This is a genomic window from Rheinheimera sp. ATLC3 (genome assembly GCF_059429535.1).
Genome location: NZ_CM182103.1, coordinates 349774 through 371279, shown reverse-complemented (window position 1 = coordinate 371279; position 21506 = coordinate 349774). Strand labels below are relative to the sequence as shown.

The 21506-nt window shown below is 49.6% G+C and carries 13 protein-coding genes; 10 read left to right on the top strand and 3 right to left on the bottom strand.

The annotated features are described in order from the left end of the window. Both AC5SV9_RS01790 and AC5SV9_RS01785 read left to right on the top strand, forming a co-directional pair. Positions 1-1794, top strand: a complete 1794-nt coding sequence (locus AC5SV9_RS01790) for a M14 family metallopeptidase (RefSeq protein ID WP_475151491.1) — start codon at positions 1-3, stop codon at positions 1792-1794. Between the two features lie 51 nt (positions 1795-1845). Continuing rightward, positions 1846-3768 (top strand): methyl-accepting chemotaxis protein, encoded by a 1923-nt coding sequence (locus AC5SV9_RS01785; RefSeq protein ID WP_475151489.1) that lies wholly within the window; start codon positions 1846-1848, stop codon positions 3766-3768. Positions 3769-3963: 195 nt separating this feature from the next. On the opposite strand, the gene fusA is transcribed toward AC5SV9_RS01785, so the two are convergent. Then, on the bottom strand, positions 3964-6069 hold the full coding sequence (gene fusA / locus AC5SV9_RS01780) for an elongation factor G (RefSeq protein ID WP_475151486.1): 2106 nt from the start codon (positions 6067-6069) through the stop codon (positions 3964-3966). A 345-nt stretch (positions 6070-6414) separates the two neighbouring features. Between fusA and AC5SV9_RS01775 the strand changes: the two genes are divergently transcribed. From AC5SV9_RS01775 to AC5SV9_RS01765, 3 genes are all read left to right on the top strand, one after another. Next, a complete protein-coding gene (locus AC5SV9_RS01775) occupies positions 6415-7296 on the top strand; it encodes a TlpA family protein disulfide reductase (protein WP_475151485.1) in 882 nt (293 codons plus the stop codon). 41 nt (positions 7297-7337) lie between these two features. Continuing rightward, entirely contained in the window at positions 7338-8189 is an 852-nt protein-coding gene (gene murI, locus AC5SV9_RS01770; RefSeq protein WP_475151484.1) for a glutamate racemase, read from the top strand. 192 nt (positions 8190-8381) lie between these two features. Then, positions 8382-10451, top strand: coding sequence for a catalase (locus AC5SV9_RS01765; protein ID WP_475151481.1), 2070 nt, complete (start codon positions 8382-8384; stop codon positions 10449-10451). A 64-nt stretch (positions 10452-10515) separates the two neighbouring features. Here AC5SV9_RS01765 and rimO read toward each other — a convergent pair whose 3' ends face one another. Both rimO and AC5SV9_RS01755 read right to left on the bottom strand, forming a co-directional pair. Then, a complete protein-coding gene (gene rimO, locus AC5SV9_RS01760) occupies positions 10516-11919 on the bottom strand; it encodes a 30S ribosomal protein S12 methylthiotransferase RimO (RefSeq protein ID WP_475151480.1) in 1404 nt (467 codons plus the stop codon). Positions 11920-12058: 139 nt separating this feature from the next. Then, positions 12059-13027 carry a glycosyltransferase gene (locus AC5SV9_RS01755; protein WP_475151478.1) on the bottom strand — a complete coding sequence of 323 codons (969 nt, stop codon included), beginning with the start codon at positions 13025-13027 and terminating at the stop codon, positions 12059-12061. Positions 13028-13284: 257 nt separating this feature from the next. On the opposite strand from AC5SV9_RS01755, the gene AC5SV9_RS01750 reads away from it, so the two are divergent. The 5 genes from AC5SV9_RS01750 to AC5SV9_RS01730 all read left to right on the top strand — a co-directional run bounded on the left by AC5SV9_RS01750 (position 13285) and on the right by AC5SV9_RS01730 (position 21505). Further along, positions 13285-13644: a hypothetical protein gene (locus AC5SV9_RS01750; protein ID WP_475151476.1), complete on the top strand. Its 360-nt coding sequence runs from the start codon at positions 13285-13287 to the stop codon at positions 13642-13644. Between the two features lie 44 nt (positions 13645-13688). Next, positions 13689-15032: a TolC family protein gene (locus AC5SV9_RS01745; protein WP_475151474.1), complete on the top strand. Its 1344-nt coding sequence runs from the start codon at positions 13689-13691 to the stop codon at positions 15030-15032. Next, positions 15029-16006 carry an efflux RND transporter periplasmic adaptor subunit gene (locus AC5SV9_RS01740; RefSeq protein WP_475151472.1) on the top strand — a complete coding sequence of 326 codons (978 nt, stop codon included), beginning with the start codon at positions 15029-15031 and terminating at the stop codon, positions 16004-16006. Before AC5SV9_RS01745 ends, AC5SV9_RS01740 begins: the two co-directional genes overlap by 4 nt. Before the next feature lie 15 nt (positions 16007-16021). Further along, positions 16022-19141 carry an efflux RND transporter permease subunit gene (locus tag AC5SV9_RS01735; protein WP_475151470.1) on the top strand — a complete coding sequence of 1040 codons (3120 nt, stop codon included), beginning with the start codon at positions 16022-16024 and terminating at the stop codon, positions 19139-19141. A gap of 120 nt (positions 19142-19261) precedes the next feature. Further along, positions 19262-21505, top strand: a complete 2244-nt coding sequence (locus AC5SV9_RS01730; protein WP_475151467.1) for a hypothetical protein — start codon at positions 19262-19264, stop codon at positions 21503-21505. The last annotated feature ends 1 nt before the right edge of the window (position 21506 follow it).

Genomic DNA, 21506 nt, shown 5'->3' with positions numbered 1-21506 from the left:
ATGAACATACGTCTGATTTCGATCCTGAGTACCAGCATATTGCTTACGTTGGCAACGGCGCATGCAGAAGACTGGTTGCCGCCATTGCCAGCCTGGCAGGGAGACAGCGAAGCGCTAATCAAAGCTAAAAGTCATCCTTGGGTTAGCCCGGCAGAGCTTAGCGGTTTAAAAGAAAGCCCGGATTACAACACCACTATCGCGTATCTGCGTAAGCTGGTTGACAGTTCGGACTTGTTGGAAATGGAGCAGTTTGGTATCAGTGCTCAGGGGCGCGCCCTTTATCTGGTAAAAGCCAGTGCTGCTTTGCATAAAATTGCGCAAAACCCACAACGTCCGTTATTGCTGGTACAAGCTGGGATCCATAGCGGTGAAATTGATGGTAAAGATGCCGGTCTGATGCTGCTGCGTGATATTGCGCATGGTGATAAAGCAAAGCTGCTGGCCAATGCCGACTTACTGTTTATCCCCATATTTTCTGCAGATGGTCATGAAAGACGTTCTGCAACCAACCGCATGAACCAGCGAGGGCCGGTGATGCAGGGCTGGCGCGCAACAGCACAGAATCTTAATCTGAACCGCGATTACAGCAAAGCTGATGCGCCTGAGATGCAGGCATTGCTTGGCGTGCTGAACAAATATCAACCCGATCTGTATATCGATGTCCACGTAACCGATGGCGAAGACTATCAGTATGATATTACTTACGGTTTCAATGAACCTTTTGCTGCAATAAGCCCCAATGCCGCCAGTTGGCTGGCGAAGTTATATCGGCCGGCAGTAAACAGTGCGCTGGAAAACGCCGGCCATATACCCGGCCCACTGGTATTTGGTGTTGACAGTAAAGACTTCAGCAAAGGGATCAGTGGCTGGACTGCCAGCCCGCGCTACTCTAACGGTTATGGCGATGTACGGCATTTACCAACGGTACTGGTTGAGAATCATAGTTTAAAGCCATACCGGCAGCGCGTACTTGGCACTTATATTCTGCTTGAGCAGAGTTTAAAGCTGCTCAACGAGCAGGGCAAGGCGCTGATATTAGCGCGCCAGGCGGATATGCAAGCGCGGCCTAAACGTATGGTCCTGAGCTACAAAGCCAGTGAACAGCCTGATTTTATTAACTTTAAAGGCATGGGCTATGAGCTCAGACCATCAGAAATAAGCGGCGACAGCTATGTATACTGGACTGGTGAGCCTAAACTGTACGAAAAGCTACCGCTTTACTGGGACAAAGTTGCTGATAAAGAAGTGCCGGTACCAACGGCTTACTGGCTACCACCAGAGCAATATCAGGTAATTGCACGGCTGAAGTTGCATGGTATTGACGTAACTACGCTGGACAAGCCAACGAAAGTGTCAGTGCAGCAGTTAAATGTTGTTTCTTATCGCTTTGCTGATAAGCCGTTTGAGGGGCACTTTATGCTGCAGGATGCCCGCTTTAATAAACAGACCGTCAGCCGGACACTCCCCCCGGGTTGGGTAAAAGTAAGCACAGACCAGGCGTTAGGGCGGTTGGCCGTGGCATTACTGGAGCCAACTGCTCCGGATTCGTTTTTCAGTTGGGGGTTTTTCCCAGCTATGTTTGAGCGTACAGAGTATTTTGAACCTTATGCTATAGAGCCGCTGATTGAGCGTATGCTGGTACAACAGCCTGAGCTTAAAGTGCAGTTTGAACAGGCACTGGCACAGGATGAAAAATTGCGCGGTAATCCGCGCGAACGCTATAACTGGTTCTATCAGAAAATGCCTTACTATGATCAGGCTTATCTGAAATACCCGGTACTGATAGAGCTCTGAGCTGTAGCTGCTCGGATGGATAATAATGCACTGATTTAACAGGAATATATCATGACATTACAAAAGACCTTCACGGTATGGTTAGTAAGTCTGGTCGTCGTTATCGCTATTATAGCCACTGTGCTGTTATCCAGCCGCGAGGCTAACAGGCTCAACCTGCAATTGGCGCAGGAACGCCAGCAGCTGGGACGGGAAATAACAGAATTATTGACACTGACTGACAGCCTGATGTCCGCCCAGGTGAAAAGCAGCATGCGGTTACTGAATCAGCGTATTGCTCAAAATGGGCCGGTAGCTGTCGGGCCTGAGGTTGATGTTGCCGGGCGTAAGGTCAATGATCTGTTATTGAACGCTGAGGGGCAAGCCAACCGCTTTGAACTGGTTGATGCGGTGACCGATATTATGGGCGGTACCGCAACATTGTTCAGTCGTGACGATAAAGACTTCGTTCGTATTTCAACAAATGTTATCGCGCAAAACAAAAGAGCAATCGGTACTGTGCTGGCACCGGATGGGCTTGCTATTGCAGCCATACGCCGGGGGGAGGCATTTTACGGAACAGTAGATATTTTGGGCAACCCCTTTGTTACCGGTTACGAGCCCATTCGCAGTGCAGATAACAGTATTATCGGCATCAGTTATGTTGGGTACCGTGCAGATTTAGCCGCGCTTAATCGTATTGTGATGCAAAGCCGGTTGCTGCAGCAGGGGTTTACTGCTATCGAAGATCGTAGCGGTAAGATCAGAGTAAACTCGGATAATATCAGCCCGGAAAGAGTACAGTCAGTGATAACCGGAGCCGAACAGGGCTGGCAGCGTGAAACGCTGACATTTGCCCCCTGGGGTTACAAAATTCATCTGGTGTATTCTGAAGATGAAAAGGCCGCGTTAGTCCGTGATGCGTTGTTGTCTATCATGGCGTTGGTTATCGTATTTGGTGTGCTACTGATTTTATTGGTGTTCTTTATCACCCGGCGGGTAGTTATTGGTCCGCTTAACACAGTAAATGCATCGCTGGCGGCCATTGTAGAGGGCGAGGGGGATTTAACCACCAGGCTGAATTTCAACCGTAAAGATGAAATAGGCACGATGGCAACGGGGTTTGATGCGCTGCTGGACAGAGTAAGGGGCACTATCGTTAAGGTGCAGCAGGTCGCTAAGGAACTGAAACAGTCGACGCTGACGATGGATCAGGCTGCGGCGCAGGTGCTGCACAAAATTACCCAACAGACTCATGACACCGCGGACATAGCAACGGCGATTGAAGAGATGACCACGACTTCTCATGCTGTTGCCAAAAGTGCATTGGATGCAGAAACTGCCACCTCAGAGGTAGGCAGATTGTCTGAGCAGGTGATGAGTGTGGTAGAAAACACCGTTGCCAGTTCACAGCAGCAGATGCGGGCCGTGGAAGAGTCGGAAACGGCTATCGGTTCTTTGAACAAAGCCAGCCAGGATATTGCTAAAGTGCTGGAGGTGATTAACAGCATCGCTGAGCAAACTAATCTTTTAGCGCTGAATGCGGCGATTGAAGCAGCAAGAGCGGGCGAGCAAGGCCGGGGGTTCAGTGTGGTAGCAGATGAGGTACGCTCGTTAGCAGGCCGCACACAGGCTTCAACCGGCGAAATTAAGCAGATGATAACTGGCCTGGAAGCAGGGGTGACGTCTGTAGAGCAAATCAATAATCGATACAAATTAACCGTAACAGACAATGTGAAATTTGCCGAAGAAGCGCGCAATGCACTAGTTGCAGTACAGGCTGCGGTCGAACAAATTAAAAGCCAAAATGGCAGTATTGCCAGTGCCGCTGAGCAGCAGAGTAATGTTGCTGAGAATATCAACCAGAAGACACAGCAAATCAGTAAGCTCGCCCGTGACAGTGCACAGCAGTCAGAGCTGACGCGTGATACCAGCAGTACGTTGATGCAGCAATGTGAAAAACTGGTCACCATTTTATCAGATTACCGGGTTTAACCCGCGTTAGGCTTATTTTGTGCCAGCATTGCTGGCGCATTTACCACGTTTAAAGAAGTAAGAACTTTGTGATATGCCGTAGTTACCGACAGTTACGGTGGCTATTACGATGAATAAGTAGATATAAAGATGGATAAGCAGATATAAAAAAGCCCCGCGGTGTGCACCAGCGGGGCTTTTATCAGCAGCTACAGCTTAGTTTTTAGCAGCAGCGGCTTTCTTTTCTTTCTCTTTCGCAATTACAGCGTCCGCTACGTTAGTAGGGCACGGCGCGTAGTGAGAGAACTCCATAGAGAACTGACCACGGCCTGACGTCATAGTACGCAGGGTAGAGATGTAACCGAACATTTCTGACAGTGGTACGTCTGCTTTGATACGTACGCCAGTTACGCCAGCTTCCTGACCAGAGATCATGCCGCGACGACGGTTTAAGTCACCGATAACATCACCTACATGATCTTCAGGTGTAAATACGTCAACTTTCATGATTGGTTCCAGCATCTGTGCGCCTGCTTTAGGCATAGATTGACGGAACGCACCTTTCGCAGCGATTTCGAACGCGATAGCTGATGAGTCAACAGCGTGGAAACCACCGTCGAACAGCTCAATCTCAACGTCCAGTACCGGGAAGCCTGCCAGAGGACCAGTAGACATCATAGACTCGAAGCCTTTTTCGATAGCCGGGAAGAATTCTTTTGGAACGCTACCACCAACTACTGTAGACACGAACTTAAAGCCTGAGTTTGGCTCGCCCGGACGGATGCGGTAATCGATTTTACCGTATTGACCTGAACCACCAGACTGCTTCTTGTGCGTGTAGCTGTCTTCGATTTCACGGGTAATGGTTTCACGGTAAGCAACCTGTGGTTGGCCTACAACCAGTTCAACGCCGTAAGTACGTTTCAGGATGTCTACTTTGATGTCCAGGTGTAATTCACCCATACCTTTCAGAATGGTTTCACCTGAATCAATATCAGTTTCAACACGGAATGTTGGATCTTCAGCAACCATCTTACCGATAGCGATACCCATTTTCTCAACAGAACCTTTATCTTTTGGTGTTACAGAGATAGAGATTACCGGCTCTGGGAATACCATTGGTTCCAGAGTACATGGGTGCTTAGGATCACACAGCGTGTGACCGGTCTGGGTGTTGTTCTTCATGCCCACGATAGCGATGATGTCACCAGCCTGAGCTGTCGTCAGGTCGGTACGGTCGTTCGCATGCATTTCAACCATACGGCCAACACGTTCAGTTTTACCGGTGAAAGAGTTCAGGATGGTGTCACCCTTGTTCAGAACACCTGAGTAGATACGTACGAATGTCAGAGCACCGAAACGGTCATCCATGATTTTGAACGCTAAGGCGCGGAATGGCTCGTCCGGAGAAACGATAGCTGATTCGCCGGTTTCGTTACCTTCTTCGTCAGTCAGTGGCTGAGGAATAACTTCAGTTGGTGATGGTAAGTAATCAACAACAGCATCTAACAGTAATTGCATACCTTTGTTTTTAAAGGCAGAACCACAGTAAGTAGGGAAGAAAGCCAGGTCGCGGCAGCCTTTACGGATACAACGCTTGATATCTTCGATTGAAGGCTCTTCACCTTCCATGTACGCCATTAACAGGTCATCGTCCTGCTCAACAGCAGTTTCGATCAGTTGTTGACGGTACATCTCAACATCGTCTGCCATGTCTGCAGGGATATCAGTTACAGTGTAGTTTTCTGGCTGGCCAGAATCATCCCACACGTAAGCTTGTTTGCTTAACAGGTCAACAACGCCTTTGAAAGTGTCTTCACGGCCGATAGGCAGCGTCATGATCAATGGGTTTGCACCCAGAACTTTTTTCACCTGCTCAGTAACGCGGATGAAGTCAGCACCGATACGGTCCAGTTTGTTTACGAAAATCAGACGTGATACTTCAGCGTCGTTAGCATAACGCCAGTTGGTTTCTGATTGAGGTTCAACACCACCAGAGCCACAGAATACGCCGATACCGCCGTCCAGAACTTTCAGTGAACGGTATACTTCAACAGTGAAGTCAACGTGGCCCGGTGTATCGATTACGTTGAAACGGTAGCCTTTCCAGAAACAGCTTACTGCTGCTGACTGGATAGTAATACCACGCTCTGCTTCCTGTTCCATGAAGTCAGTTGTTGATTCACCTTCGTGAACTTCACCTAACTTATGGATTTTACCGGTCAGTTTAAGAATACGTTCGGTTGTAGTTGTTTTACCGGCATCAACGTGAGCGAAGATACCAATGTTTCTGTATAACGATAAATCTGCTGCCATAGTCATCTCTATAAGCTGGGGGTTTGAAAATAGTGCGATAATATACAGGATTTAAAATCAATTTGCCCGAAAAAAAATAGCAGCGGCAGATGAATTTTTTATCTCTGTAGCGAATTGTTTGCACAATCCACCGTGTTTTGGCCGCCAGGCAGGTGTGCTAACGCCTTACCACTGCAGGCTGGCAGCGTTTGGCGCCGGGCACTTAGCTTCAGCGCTAAGTTTTATGTCCTACCTCTTTTTATGGTTTTTGTGTCTTTCCTCACATAGATTGCGCGGTAAAATAACGACTTAACCGGTAATTAAGTGGGTTTTTCTATGCGATTGAGCTTGTGGTTGGCAGGGGTAATAACAATGCTTTCTGTTTCATCGGCTGTGCGGGCAGATGATTTCAGACAGATCACTTTGCAGCAATTTGGCAGCGGTAACAGCGTAACACTTGGCAGCCTGACCGCAGATAAGCCTGTGTATGTGAAGATGTGGGCTACCTGGTGTAAACCTTGTATGGAACAAATGCCGCATTTTGAAGCGCTGCAGCAACAGTACGGTGATAAAGTGAACTTCGTTGCCGTTAATATCAATATCAATGAAAACAGCGATAAAATTGCTCAGGTAATAAAGCGGTTTAATCTGACCATGCCGGTTTGGCTCGACAATGAAGGCCAGCTCGGTGTCGCACTTGGCTTAACCGGAACACCCTATAGTGTACTCATTAACAGCAAAAATGATGTGGTGTATACCACGCACGAATCCGACAGCAAGCTGGATCGTTTTATCAGTATGCTGGCAAAAGGCCAGACGCTAAAGAGCGCGGCAACCAATGCACTAACTACTGAACAAAAACACACTATATTGCAAAACTGGCAGCAGGGTGAGCAACTGGTGTTTTTCACCGCAACCTGGTGTGATTGGTACTTGCTCGATACCCGCCCTGAAATGGCAAATGCCTGTAAGCAAGCGCAGGCTCAGCTTAACAGTTTGCAGCAACAATTCCCTGACAGACAATGGCATGGCGTGGTAAACCACTTGTGGACAGATCAACAGGCATTAGCGGAATTCAACTCGCTCTATAACATGACTGTGCCGTTTAGCATCGACGAGGCAGGTGTGCTGTTTAATCATTTTAATATTCGTAAGATACCAACGTTACTCGTCATAAAAGACGGTAAAGTGCAGCAACGGCTCACGGATTTTAGTAATACAAATAGCCTTGTTCAGCAACTGTCTGCTCATTAGCCTGTATGCTGCTGTGATCTGGTTAGGAATGTATAGCTGACATGAGTGAAATGAAAACAGGCGCCATAGGCATTTTTGACTCAGGCATTGGTGGCTTATCTGTTGCACAGGCAATACGTCAACTGATGCCGGCGGAACATCTGATTTATGTCGCGGACACAGCTTATGCACCCTATGGTGATAAAACTGACGAGGTTATCTACCAGCGGATGAATCTTATCACGCATCATCTGGTGCAGGCTGGGGTAAAGGCTGTCGTCGTGGCATGCAATACAGCAACCACGGCAGCGATCAGCAGGCTGCGTTTAACGTATCCGTTACCGATAATAGGGGTGGAGCCCGGCGTTAAACCGGCAGTAACGGCCAGCAAGACCCGGGTAATCGGGGTGCTGGCAACGCCGCGTACGCTAGCTACACCGGCTTTTGCCAGTTTAGCGCAGCGCTATGCAGATGCGGCGACGATATTACTGCAACCTTGCCCTGCGTTCGTACCTCTGATTGAGTCCCTGCAATTTGACACGCCACAAATGCGCCAAGCGATACATAGCGCCATTCAGCCGTTGCTGACGCAGGGAGCCGATACCCTGGTACTGGGCTGCACGCATTATAATTTTATCGCTGATCTTGTTGCTGATATTGCCGGGCCGGATATCACGGTTATCCGCACCGAAAATGCGGTAGCGCAGCAACTAAGGCGCAGGCTGGCAGAATGTCAATTGTCGTCTGGTGAAAAGGCAGCCGCTACAGAGCAATTCTGCAGCAGCGGCGATTTAAATCTGTTCAGCCAGCAATTACGGCGACTATGGCAACGAGAAGGGCCAACATCAACCAACCCCGGGGTGTTTGCTTTAGCCGGACTATGTGTTGCGCAAAAGGCGCAGGCTGACATCTAGCGTAAAAAAATTACATTTGACGGGTAATTGTTTACCAGTCATCTGGACGTTAGCACCTCTTTACAACCCCGAAACAGCGGCCAGGCTTACTCTGCCTGACTGGCCTTCTTTTTGCACCTGAAGTGGACGTTAAACCCCAGCAGCATCCGTGAGAACGGATACTGTATTTTCCCATTGCAAAGGAGGTTATTCATGGCCGACTCATTCAGCTACTCAGACAACAAAGGTAAAGGTGGCGAGTTACATCAGCCCGCTTCAGATAAGCATCCTACCATGACCACTGCCCAGGGCTGCCCGGTAAGCGATAATCAAAATTCGTTAAAAGCCGGTGAAAGAGGTCCGACGCTGATGGAAGATCATGTTCTTAGGGAGAAGCTGTTTCATTTTGACCATGAACGTATTCCAGAGCGGGTCGTGCATGCCAGAGGGTATGGTGCCCATGGTTATTTTGAAACCTATGAGTCGTTAACGGAGCTAACCTGTGCCGACCTGTTTCAGCGAAAAGGCGAGAAAACACCGGTGTTCGCCCGTTTCTCCACTGTCGCTGGTAATAAAGGATCCGCAGATCTGGCCAGAGATGTCAGAGGTTTTGCGGTCAAGTTCTATACCAAAGAGGGTAATTGGGACTTAGTGGGAAACAATATTCCGGTATTCTTTATTCAGGATGCGATGAAGTTCCCGGATCTAATCCATGCCGCCAAAGCAGAGCCAGACCGCGGTTTTCCTCAGGCGCAAACTGCGCATGACAATTTCTGGGATTTTATCAGCTTAACGCCAGAGTCGATGCACATGGTGATGTGGATTATGTCTGACCGGGCCATTCCGCGGTCCTTACGTTTTATGCAGGGCTTTGGAGTGCACACTTTTAAGTTTGTTAACGCTGATGGTCAGCAACACTTTGTTAAGTTTCACTGGAAACCCAAAGCGGGTATGCAATCGGTAGTCTGGAATGAAGCGCTGAAATTAAATGGTGCTGATCCGGATTTTCACCGGCGTGATTTGTGGCAGGCGATAGAGCGGGGAGCTTACCCGGAGTGGGAGCTGGGGGTACAGATCTTCGATCAGAGTTTTGCCGAGCGTTTTAATTTCGATGTATTTGATCCGACCAAGCTTATCCCGGAAGAGCAGATACCCGTTAAAATCATTGGCCGGATGGTGCTTGACCGGGTGGTCGATAACTTTTTTGCAGAAACCGAACAGGTGGCGTTCTGTACTCAGAATATCGTTCCCGGCCTGGATTTTACGCCAGATCCTTTATTACAAGGGCGCAATTTTTCCTATCTCGATACCCAGTTAAAACGCCTCGGGGGGCCTAATTTTACCCATATCCCGGTTAATGCGCCCAAATGCCCGGTGCGGCATTTTCAGCAGGACGGTCATATGGCGATGCGTAACCCTAAAGGCCGGGTAAATTACGAACCGAACTCCTGGGACGGCGGTGAGCATAATCCAAGGGCGTGTCCGGCACATGGGTTTGTCAGCTCAAGCCAAGCGATGGGGGACAGTAAGCTGCGCTATCGCTCGCCAACTTTTGCCGATCATTACAGCCAGGCTAGGCAGTTTTACATCAGTCAGACTGCCGTTGAGCAGGAGCATATACAAAGTGCACTGATTTTTGAGTTGTCCAAAGTAGAAAATCTGCCGATCCGGCAGCGTGTTGTATCGCATTTACTGAATATCGATAAAACCCTGGCAGAGCAGGTAGCTGATGGGCTTGGTTTTGCCGACATGCCTGATGCTGCAGAAGCCGCTGTTGAGCCACGACGTGATTTGCCGGTATCTGATGCACTAAGTATTTTAAAGAATAGTCCCAATACCTTCAGCGGGCGAAAACTGGGCATTCTATTGTCGGAAAACTTTAACGCAGATTTATTGCGCGATGTAACAAAGGCGTTAGAGAAAGAAGGTGCCAGTTATGAGATTATCGCCTCCAAAGTAGGGGGGGTAAGTGGCGATGATGGCAAGCATCTTATTGCCGACCAGCTGATCCATGGCGGGCCTTCAGTGCTCTATGATGCTGTGCTGTTGCTGCTAAATACACAGAGTGCTGAATCATTAGCGAAATTGCCAGAAGCAAAAGACTTTGTCACTGACGCACATGCACATATGAAGTTTATTGGGTACACCGCCGGTGCTGCGCCGTTAATAGACGCTGCAAGGCTAAAAAGCGTTAAAGATAAAGGGTGGATTGACCTTGATAAGGTATCAGCAGATGCATTTTTGAAATCTTTGCGTGCTCTGCGTTATTGGCAGAGAAACTGATGACGTTAACCTAATAAAAAAGCCGCAGTAGTGACTGCGGCTTTTTTAAACAGCGATGAGTTTTTTACTCAGCGATTGACGCCCATAAATCATACTCGTCGGCTTCTTCAATCACCGCATCAATGATATCGCCAGGTTTAACACCGGATAAACCATTTAAATACACTGCACCGTCAATTTCCGGGGCGTCGGCAAAGCTTCGGCCGATAGCGCCTTCTTCGTCTACTTCGTCTATCAGCACTTTAATCGTTTTGCCTATCTTTGCCTGCAGCCTTGCAGTGCTTATTGCCTGCTGGGTTTGCATAAAGCGGTGATAACGATCTTCCATTACCTCGTCTGGTACCGGATCTGGCAGGTCATTTGCTTTGGCGCCTTCTACCGGGCTGTATTTAAAGCAACCGACGCGGTCAAGCTGGGCTTCCTGTAACCAGTCCAGTAGCATCTGGAAGTCTTCTTCGGTCTCACCCGGGAAACCAACGATAAAGGTTGAGCGGATGGTCAGTTCCGGGCAGATTTCGCGCCATTTTTTAATGCGCTCTAATACGCGGTCAGCCTGGCCTGGCCGTTTCATCAGCTTTAAAATACGCGGGCTGGCATGCTGGAACGGGATATCCAGGTAAGGTAACACCTTGCCTTGTGCCATCAGCGGAATAATGTCATCAACATGCGGGTAGGGGTACACATAGTGCAGGCGCACCCAAATGCCCATATCACCGAGTGCTTCACACAGCGATTGCATTGAGGTTTTAACTGGCGAGCCATTCCAGAAACCGGTGCGGTGTTTAACATCAACGCCATAAGCACTGGTATCCTGAGAGATAATCAGCAGCTCTTTTACGCCGGCGTTTTTAAGCCGTTGTGCTTCGTCCAGCACTTCGCCTACCGGGCGGCTGACTAAATCGCCACGCATCGACGGAATAATGCAGAACGTACAACGGTGATTGCAGCCTTCCGATATTTTCAGGTAAGCGTAATGTTTTGGTGTTAACTTAACGCCATGATCCGGTACCAGCATAGTGAACGGGTCGTACTTTGGCTTAGGTACAAACTCATGTACCTGCTTTAACACGTTTTCATAAGAATGCGGGCCGGTGATCCCCAGCACGTTCGGGTGTACTTCCCGGATCTCATCTTCGCGTGCACCTAAACAGCCAGTAACAATGACCTTACCGTTCTCGGCTAACGCTTCACCGATGGTTTCCAGCGATTCTTGTACCGCGCTGTCGATAAAACCGCAGGTGTTTACAATCACCAGTTCAGCATCATCATAGGTGGGGACAATGTTGTAACCTTCGCTCTTAAGCTGAGTAAGAATACGCTCTGAGTCGACCAGGTTCTTCGGACAGCCTAAACTGACAAACCCGATAGTATTACCTTTGCCGTTGCCTGTTTTTACCTGCTCAGCCAGGCTTTTGGCTGGCGTATCCAGCGTGGTGGTTTGTGTCGGGTCAAAGGTTTGTACTGTCATAGCGTCTCTTGTATTGGGCTGAGCCTGAAAAAAGTCGGCGGATTATACCTGAATACGCATAAAGATACAGAGCCGGCTGCGCAAAAAATAAACAGATGTTGGTAGGGTTGCATTGTGCCAGTGTCAGCACATTAACGCATTAATACGATAGCGGCGCAGATTGCGAATTACGCCGTAAAAGATAGCCTGCCAGCTGCAGCTTCTTGCGCAGGGAGAACCTCGGTGTGAAGAACTGTTGCAGCAGTAGTGTTTTAATGTCCTGTCGCAACTGTGATGTCAGACCTGTATCCTGCTGTTGGCCACGTTGCAGGCTGTAAAAAAGATAGGCGAGGTTTAACAGTAAAATTTTGCGCCATTGTTGCGGTAGGTCCGGGTATAACTGAGCGCGGCATAACCCCGCGTAAAACTGCTGCAGCTGTTGTTGCTGCGTCAGCGATACATTAAATGAAGCACTGGCAGCATGCTCGCGGTAGCCGTACAGCGGCAGGCGCAAATGGTGCAGGGTGTTTGCCCGCTGATACAATGTGGGGATCGCCATGACGTCTTCACAGAAACCGATGCCTGGCTCAAAGCGAAAATCCGGCGCAATGGCTTTGCGGTATATTCTCAGCCACGGAAACCAGCGGTTGGATTGAAACACCGCAGGCGCTACGTGTTTTACCTGGTGATAGCCTGCTTTGTGCTGTAAATAGCGGGGTTTAACTGTGGGTAGCTGGGATATATCGTTAAAGCGTTTAAAGCCTATTTCGATAAGATCAGGCTGATGCCCGCTAATAACCCGGAGCACATGCGTGATATAACCGGGTAGTAGCAGATCGTCAGCATCCACAAAGCCAACATACCGGCCTGTGCTGCGTGCGATACCTAGATTTCTGGCCACACTTACGCCGCTGTTTAGCTGACTCAACAGCAAATAACATTCTGGCCAAACAGATCTGGCAATATGATGTTGCGCTACTGCCAAACTGTTATCCGTTGCGCCGTCACAGACTAACACCAGTTGTACCTGAGCGGTCAGCTGTGTTTCAACCGACATCAATAATTGGTCTAAATAGTCTGCTGCATTATAAAACGGGACCACAAGGGATAATAAAACCTGCGATGACATACGTAGCTACCGGCAACTTAATCAGTTTCGTCAGTGTATCAGCAGCTAAAACGGAGAAAATAACGCTTTTACAGTTGGTTACCAATAATCACAGCTGGGTGTTATTTGTGAAGGTTTGTTCAGTCCGGCAACGGCTTTTTCCGGTCCGGCTCTTGTGCAGCTTTAATAATCAACTTAGTATAACCTGCTGGTTGGACAGCTGCCCTGTTCTGTCAAATAGCTAAAACGTTAATTGAACTGATAAAGCGATAATAGCCTTGATAAGTAATTATGCATTAGCCAATACACCACTAAGCAAAATGCTGATGGCATTGATGCTGGTTGTGCAATTGCTGTGTGTCATGTCGGGGGCTTTTTCGGTTGAGGCGGCTGATGATGTTCACCATACTTATCAGGCTGAGCCAAATCAACATCAGCTTGTCATGACCTTAGTTGAGACAGCCGAGAATGGTAAGCATACCAGCTGCGATCATTGCAGCCATTGCCACGCCGCACATATTGGTCTGTTTAAACCAGCAACAGCCTTACCTGCTTCACAAAACGAGAAACCAACGTTTTATATAAACCGTATTCCAAGCTCTCCCAAACGCAATATATACCGCCCACCAATCGCCTGATCCTGTTTTTTCTGGTTTTAATTCACCACTAACAGGATTTTATTATGTTCTTGAAAATAAGTTGCAAGCGCTATGCGGCGTTTGGCTTGTTTGCTGCCTGTATTGCATTACTGCATACGCCAGCAACAGCCCAGGCCGCAGACGCGGACTTGTCGCTGCAGCAAGCGGCAAAGCGGGTTTTATCATTACACCCGCAATTACAGGTATTTGATTGGCGTATAAAAGCGGCAGAGGGCCAGCAGCAACGCTCTGAGCTCAAGCCCGGCTTTGAATTGGGTATTGAGGTTGACAATGTTCTTGGCAGCGGAGAAATGTCAGGTGTTAAAAGCGCCGAAGTTACGGTGTCACTTTCTTCTGTTATCGAGCTTGGCGATAAACGCCAGGCCAGAATGGCTGTTGCCAACGCTAATCAGGCGTTAATACTGGCGCAGCAGCAAGCCCATAGTCTGGATTTACTGGGGGAGCTGACTCAGCGCTATATCGCTGTGCTGACATTGCAGCAGAAAGTTGCACTGGCTGTGCAAACCGTAAATATGGCAGAGCAAGCATTTACCCTCGTCAGGCAGCGGGTGCAGCACGGCGGCGCGCCGCAAGCAGAGCAATTAAGGGCTCAGGTGGCGCTCAGGCAAGCACAGTTGCAGCACGGTCTGCTGCAGGTAGAGCTGCAAAGCAGTAAACAGTTGCTGGCCAGTTTGTGGGGCGCCAGCCAGGTAGATTTTAATCAGGTTAGCGGCGATTTATTTTTGCTCGCTGACAGCCCGTCATTTCAAACCCTTTATCAGCAGGTCTTAAGCACACCGGCAGTTGAGGTTTATGCCGCACAGCAGCGTGCAAGTGATGCACTGCTTGCCTTGACACAAAGCCAGTCTGCCAGTGATGTACGCTGGCAGATCGGCGCTGTGCGTTCACAGGAGAACCATGACTTTGGCCTCAGTGCAGGTTTTTCTGTGTCGCTATTCGATAAGCAGCGTAATCAGGGCGCAGTTGCCGCCACCCGGGCAGAGGCGCAAGCAGAACAGTATGAAAAAGAAACAGCACTGCTGAATTTGCGGGCGCGTTTATATCAGGCCTGGCAAACCCATCGCTACAGTGTCATGGCGGTTAAAGATATGCAGCGCGATATTTTGCCGGCGCTTGAACAAGCGTTGCAGCAAACCGAACAGGCTTATTCGCGTGGCCGCTACGGTTACGCTGAATGGATGTCCGCCCGCCAGGCATTGCAGGATGCTCAGCTTGAACTGGTTAATGCCGCCAGCACAGCCCTGAGTAACCAGGCATTGATAGAGCAGCTTGCCGGTGTGGCACTTAGCTCTGGCTCAATAATGACAAAACTGGCGCCAACTCAGTCTTCTTCGCATATTGCTAACGGTACAGGGGTTTCGAAATGAAATTTTCCGCATTATTACTTGTTTTTGTTATCACTTTACCCGGTTTCTCAGCAACTTCTGATGCAAGCCCGGCACATAATCATGATCAGGACGACAAGGCGCACACGCAAACGGCCACTGATGGCGCAGAGCTCAGAGCGGAGCATGATGATGAGCATGACAACGATCATGGCAACGCGGCCATTATTGCCGCCGACATGGCGCAGCGCTTTGGCATTGAGGTTAGCTCAGCAGGTCCTGGCACTATTGAACGTCATTTGCCGCTTTATGGCGAGTTGGTTATTCCGCCAAACCGCCAAGCACAGGTTAGGGCGCGTTTCCCCGGTGTTATTGCGCAAATAAAAGCAACTGTGGGCGACAAGGTGAGTAAAGGCGGTGTGCTGGCGCTGGTTGAATCAAACGACAGCTTACGCACCTACCCGTTAACGGCGCCTATCAGTGGTGTTGTCATTCAGCAATATGCCAGCCAGGGTGAATACACCGCAGGCGAACCGCTGTTCTCGTTGGCCGACAGCAGCGTGCTATGGGTAGAGCTTAAAATGTTTCCTGCCGCACTGGATGATATTAAAACCGGCCTGCCGGTGCATATAGAAGCCCGTGGCGACAGCATTGACAGCCATATCAGTCATATTCTGCCGGTCGCCGGACAGCCTTATGTTCTGGCCAGGGTTGAGCTGGACAACCGTAACAATCGTTTTACAGCAGGCGAGAGGGTGAGTGCGCTGGTTGATGCTGAAATTGTAAATGTCTCTTTGGTTATTGATAACCGTGCTTTGCAGCAACTCGATGGTACACAAGTGGTATTTGTACGCAAAGGCGACCGATATGCAGCACGCCCTGTGCAGCTGGGGCGTAACGACGGCCGCTTTAGCGAGGTACTGTCAGGCTTGCACGCTGCAGAACAGTATGTGGTGTTGAACAGTTATCTGATTAAAGCTGAGCTTGAAAAAGCCGGCGCAGCACACGAACACTGATATCGGGAGATAAACATGATTGAAGCTATCGTCCGTTTCTCGATTGAGCGACGGTATTTGGTGCTGAACCTGATTTTGCTGTTAATAGCTACCGGGCTTTGGAGTTACCAACGCTTACCGATAGATGCGGTACCAGATATTACTAATGTTCAGGTGCAAATTAATACGGAAGCGCCGGGGTATTCGCCACTGGAAGCAGAGCAGCGCATTACCTTTATGGTGGAAACTGCGTTGTATGGTTTACCCAAACTTAAGTATACCCGTTCATTATCGCGTTACGGCCTGTCACAGGTTACCGTGGTATTTGATGAGGGCACTGATATTTATTTTGCCCGTAACCTGATAAATGAGCGCCTTGGCAACATTAAAAATGCGCTGCCAGCCGGGCTGGAACCGAAAATGGGCCCGATTGCCACCGGACTGGGGGAGATTTTCGTCTATACCCTTGCTGTTAAGCCAGGTGCGACAGATACACATGGCAACCCTTTAGACGCTATGTATTTACGGGAAGTGCAGGATTGGATAATAAAACCGCAACTGGCACAGGTACGCGGTGTGGTTGAAGTTAATACTATCGGCGGTTATGACAAGCAGTACCATGTCATGCCAGATCCGGCAAAAATGTTGGCCATGGGTATTACCTTGCCGCAGTTGAGCGCTGCCTTGCGGGATAACAATGCTAACCGTGGTGCCGGTTATATTGAGCGCAATGGCCAGCAGTTGCTGGTGCGCTCGCCCAGCCAGCTGAGTAGCATCAGCAGCATCGAAAATGTGGTGGTCGCACTTAATGGCTCTGTACCTATCCGGATCAAAGATGTGGCAGAGGTTGGCTTAGGTATAGAGTTACGCACGGGTGCCGCGACCCGTGATGGCCACGAAACAGTGATGGGCACAGTGATGATGCTGCTGGGAGAGAACTCCCGGGCAGTAGCACGTGATGCAGCAGCCAAACTGGAGGCTATAAAAACCTCCTTGCCAGCAGGTGTGATAGTAGAAGCCGTGTATGACCGCACGACTTTGGTCGATAAAACCATTGTTACGGTGCAGAAAAATCTGCTCGAAGGCGCTTTGCTGGTGATTGTTGTACTGTTTTTATTGCTGGGAAATATCCGCGCGGCCCTGATCACTGCGGCCGTTATTCCGCTGGCGATGCTGGCGACCATCACCGGTATGGTACAGCAGGGCGTATCGGCAAACCTGATGAGCTTAGGGGCGCTCGATTTTGGCCTGATTGTCGATGGCGCGGTAATTATTGTCGAAAACTGCATTCGCCGTTTAGGCCTGGCGCAGCAGCAAACCGGTGGCTTACTGGTGCTGCGTGAGCGCCTAAAAGTGGTGTTTGAGGCCACGACAGAGGTGATTAAACCCAGCTTATTCGGGGTGGCCATTATTACCGTGGTGTATATTCCGGTGTTCGCGTTAACCGGGGTTGAAGGCAAAATGTTTCACCCTATGGCGGCGACGGTGGTGATGGCACTGCTGGCGGCTATGGTGCTATCTCTGACAATAGTGCCAGCGGCTATTGCCGTATTTATGAGCGGTAAAATCAAAGAGCAGGAAAGCCCGGTAATAGTGGCTGCTAAATCTGTCTACCGCCCGATACTGCACGCCGTGCTTAAATTCCGGCTGCTGGTGGTGGGGCTAGCCAGCGCGTTGGTTGTGGCGTGTATCTGGCTGGCTACAACGCTTGGCTCCGAGTTTATTCCGCAGTTGGATGAAGGCGATATTGCCTTGCATGCGATGCGGGTAACAGGCACCTCTCTTGAGCAATCTGTGCAGATGCAGCAAGTGCTGGAACAGCGTATCAGACAATTCCCCGAGGTTGATAAGGTTTTTGCTAAAATTGGTACGCCAGAGGTGGCGACAGACCCCATGCCACCTAACGTAGCGGATAACTTTGTTATTTTAAAGCCGCGCAGCGAATGGCCCAACCCGTCTAAAACCAAAACGGAACTGGTCGCTGAAATGGAAACCGCACTGGAACAACTGCCCGGTAACAGTTATGAATTTACCCAGCCTATTCAGATGCGTTTTAACGAGCTGATTTCCGGCGTACGCTCGGATGTGGGCATTAAGGTATTTGGTGATGATCTGGATGTGTTGCTAAAGGTTGCGCAAAGCATTGAACAAGTTGCCGGTAGCATCAGTGGTGCGGCCGATGTGCGCACCGAGCAGGTATCGGGTTTGCCGGTGTTAGCCGTTACGCCAAAACTTACCGCGTTATCGCGCTATGGGCTGACGGTCAGCCAGTTTCAGGATGTTATTGCCATGTCAATTGGTGGCGAACATGCTGGTTTAATCTACGAGGGGGATCGTCGTTTTCAGTTGGTCGTGCGCTTACCGGAACGGGTGCGCACAGATATCGATAATCTGGCCTGGCTGCCAATTCCGTTGCCTGATGGTGGCTATGTGCCGCTGATTGAAATCGCCACACTGGATATCCAGAGTACGCCGGCGCAAATCAGCCGTGAAAACGGCAAGCGCCGTATTGTGGTGTCGGCTAATGTGCGTGAGCGTGATTTAGGCAGCTTCGTCGCTGAACTCAAACAGCGGATTCATGCTGATGTTAAGGTGCCGGCCGGTTACTGGCTCAGTTACGGCGGAACCTTTGAGCAACTGGAATCAGCCAGTAACCGGCTTAGCCTGGTAGTGCCAATTACATTGCTGCTGATTATCGGTTTACTGGTAATGGCGTTTAACTCGTTAAAAGATGCGCTGATTATTTTTACCGGCGTGCCTTTGGCCTTAACCGGGGGCGTATTGGCACTGTGGCTGCGTGATATGCCGCTGTCTATTTCGGCAGGTGTGGGCTTTATTGCGTTATCGGGGGTGGCGGTGCTTAACGGTTTAGTCATGGTGTCGTTTATCCGCCAGTTATGGCAGGAAAAAGCGGATTTGCACTATGCCGTGGTAGAAGGCGCATTAATCCGCTTGCGGCCGGTGTTAATGACCGCGCTGGTTGCCAGCCTGGGATTTGTGCCGATGGCACTGAACACCGGCACCGGTGCTGAAGTTCAACGTCCGTTGGCAACTGTGGTTATCGGCGGCATTATTTCGGCAACCTTGCTGACCTTGGTTGTGCTACCGGCGATTTATCATTGGTTACACAATAAAAAAGCCAATAACCTGAATTAAAACGTAAAAGTAAAGGCACAGTTGTTGTGCCTTTACAGCTTGTAGTGCTGTATTAAGCATTTTGTTTACGCCGTTATAACGATAGAATATGCGTTTTTTGAAAAAGGGAACAAAACGTTCATGAGATCGTTATTTGGCTTGTCGCTGTGTGTCATGCTAGCTGCATGCACTAACCCAAATAAAGACGTCGAATTTTCGCCGGTAAAAGGCGAAGAGCGTAGCTACCAGGTAGCAAGTCGTACATTTGTCTCCATTGATACCGGCCGGGGCAAAGAGCAAATGAGCTCTACGTCACAGCAGTTAGCCCGCTACAAAGTCGTTCAGACCGGTAAAGAAACCCAGCTCGAACTCTATATCGACTATCTGAAAATGCAGGATGGCCAGAGCGGGTTTCGAAGCAGCCGCCGTGCCAGTGCTAACCCGGAATTACATGCCTTGTTTTCTGAAGGCTTTACCTTAACAGCAGATTTAGAGGCCGGTAAGGTAACGCATTTTGCCGCCTTAAATGACGATGTTTGGCAAGCATTGCTAAAAGACAGGGGCGCAGAGCTTGAGGCCGAACTGATGAAAATGTTCAGTGCTGGCACTTTTATCAATAGGATCCCCGCTAAAGTCGGCGCCAGCGTTACCTTACCTGCTTATCAGGGGCTGACCGATGCCAGCTTAACGGTATTAGCCGTAACAGAGCAGCATTTAGTAGCACAGCTTTTAGCTCAGCCCAATGACGGCAAACTCTATGGCCAGTTAATGCTGTCGCGCCAAAATGGCTGGCTGGAAAAAATGCTTATCGTCGCGGATATGCCATTTGAGCGTTATGGTTATCAAGGGCGCGTTAGATCACAGGTGGTCATGATGCCCGACAGCGAAGAGTACGGTAACCTGTTTCAGCAATTAGAATACGATTACCAGCGCCCAGAGTATGAATATAGTGCGCCGCCTGAATCGAGCACAGTAAACGCCGGGGCTGCGCCGCCAGCGAAAGAGCAGGTTTTTCCGTGGCCGCAGGGCTATTTTGTGCAGGACGATGATCTGCTGAGCTTAAGCTATCAGCACGACTTTTCAGCAGAGCAGCACGGGCGTTTAACCTTGGGGCCGGTTAGTGTAATAAATAGCGCAGGCGAAACGCTGCCCCTTCAACTTAAGCCATTTCGAACCCATACCTACACCAATGATGATTTGTTTGTTAAATCGAGCCAGCAACAGTTACTGGTAGGCTGGAATGCGCCGGATGAGCTGATGAATGATGTGGCACAGCTTCGCGCTGATGCCGGGTTTTACCCCGCAGAGTTAATAACACTGCGTATAAAACCAGATCCGGCAAATACCGTTACGGTAAGCGACGCAGAGTTAACCGTTACTTTGTCGCCTGTACCAGATAAACCACAAACCTATAAGCTGACGGTGTCGGGTAATGAGCGTTATCAATTGTTGCAGCGTTACGATGGTGCAGAAGGCGCGATGATTTCCTACCCCGGCGCGGAGTTTTCCGGGCCGGACTGGTTGACTGACAAAGAGCGCAATGTATTAGACCTGGTAATGGCGCCTTATTACAACGATGCGCAGCACGTAACGATTTTTGAGTTTAAGCAGCTGCCGGCCGAACTTAGGTTGTATGCCAATGTTTTTGCCGACAAGCCGCTATACCGGCAAAGCATACAATTTCTGCCACATGATAAATATCCTCAGGCAGATACGCTGCCACCAACCAACCAGTATTTACTTTTTGATGAAGACCGCTTCGGGCAGTATGCCCAGGACGACGTACTATCACCGCCGCCGGTACCGCAAAACCCGGCTGCTGTTAAGCCAGAGCCGGTAAACAACTTTGGTTTGGCAGTGCACTTAAGCGCTGACTTAGCCCAGCTTTGTACGTTAACGGTTAACGAAGCACCACAGGTATCCGGCCAGGCACTGCAGTGGCAGTTAGTGCCGGAGTCACCCCGCCAGGCTTTGCCGAAACAGGTCACGTATCAACTTAGTACCGCTGATGGTATCCGCCGTTACTTTTACGATATTGACGTAACAACCTCACTGTCTTGCAAAGGCACGCCCCACTGGCAGCGGCTGGATTACACACCAGAGGTTTCATGGCTGGTAGATTTAAATAAATTACCAGTGTGGGCGCCAGACTGGACAATGGCGACACTGTTGCAGCGTTACCGGTTTTTAAACCATGAAGGGCTGGCGCTTTCTCCGGTGCAATCCGGATGGTCTTATGATTTGTCAGAACAACAGCTGTCAACGCAGCTGCATAATGAGCACTATCTGAGAATTCAGGGCCGTGTCATGCAAATTCAGCTGCTAACACAGCAAGGTGAACCGGTTAATCGAAACTGGTCATACCGTTTTCCTGCCTTACCTTAAG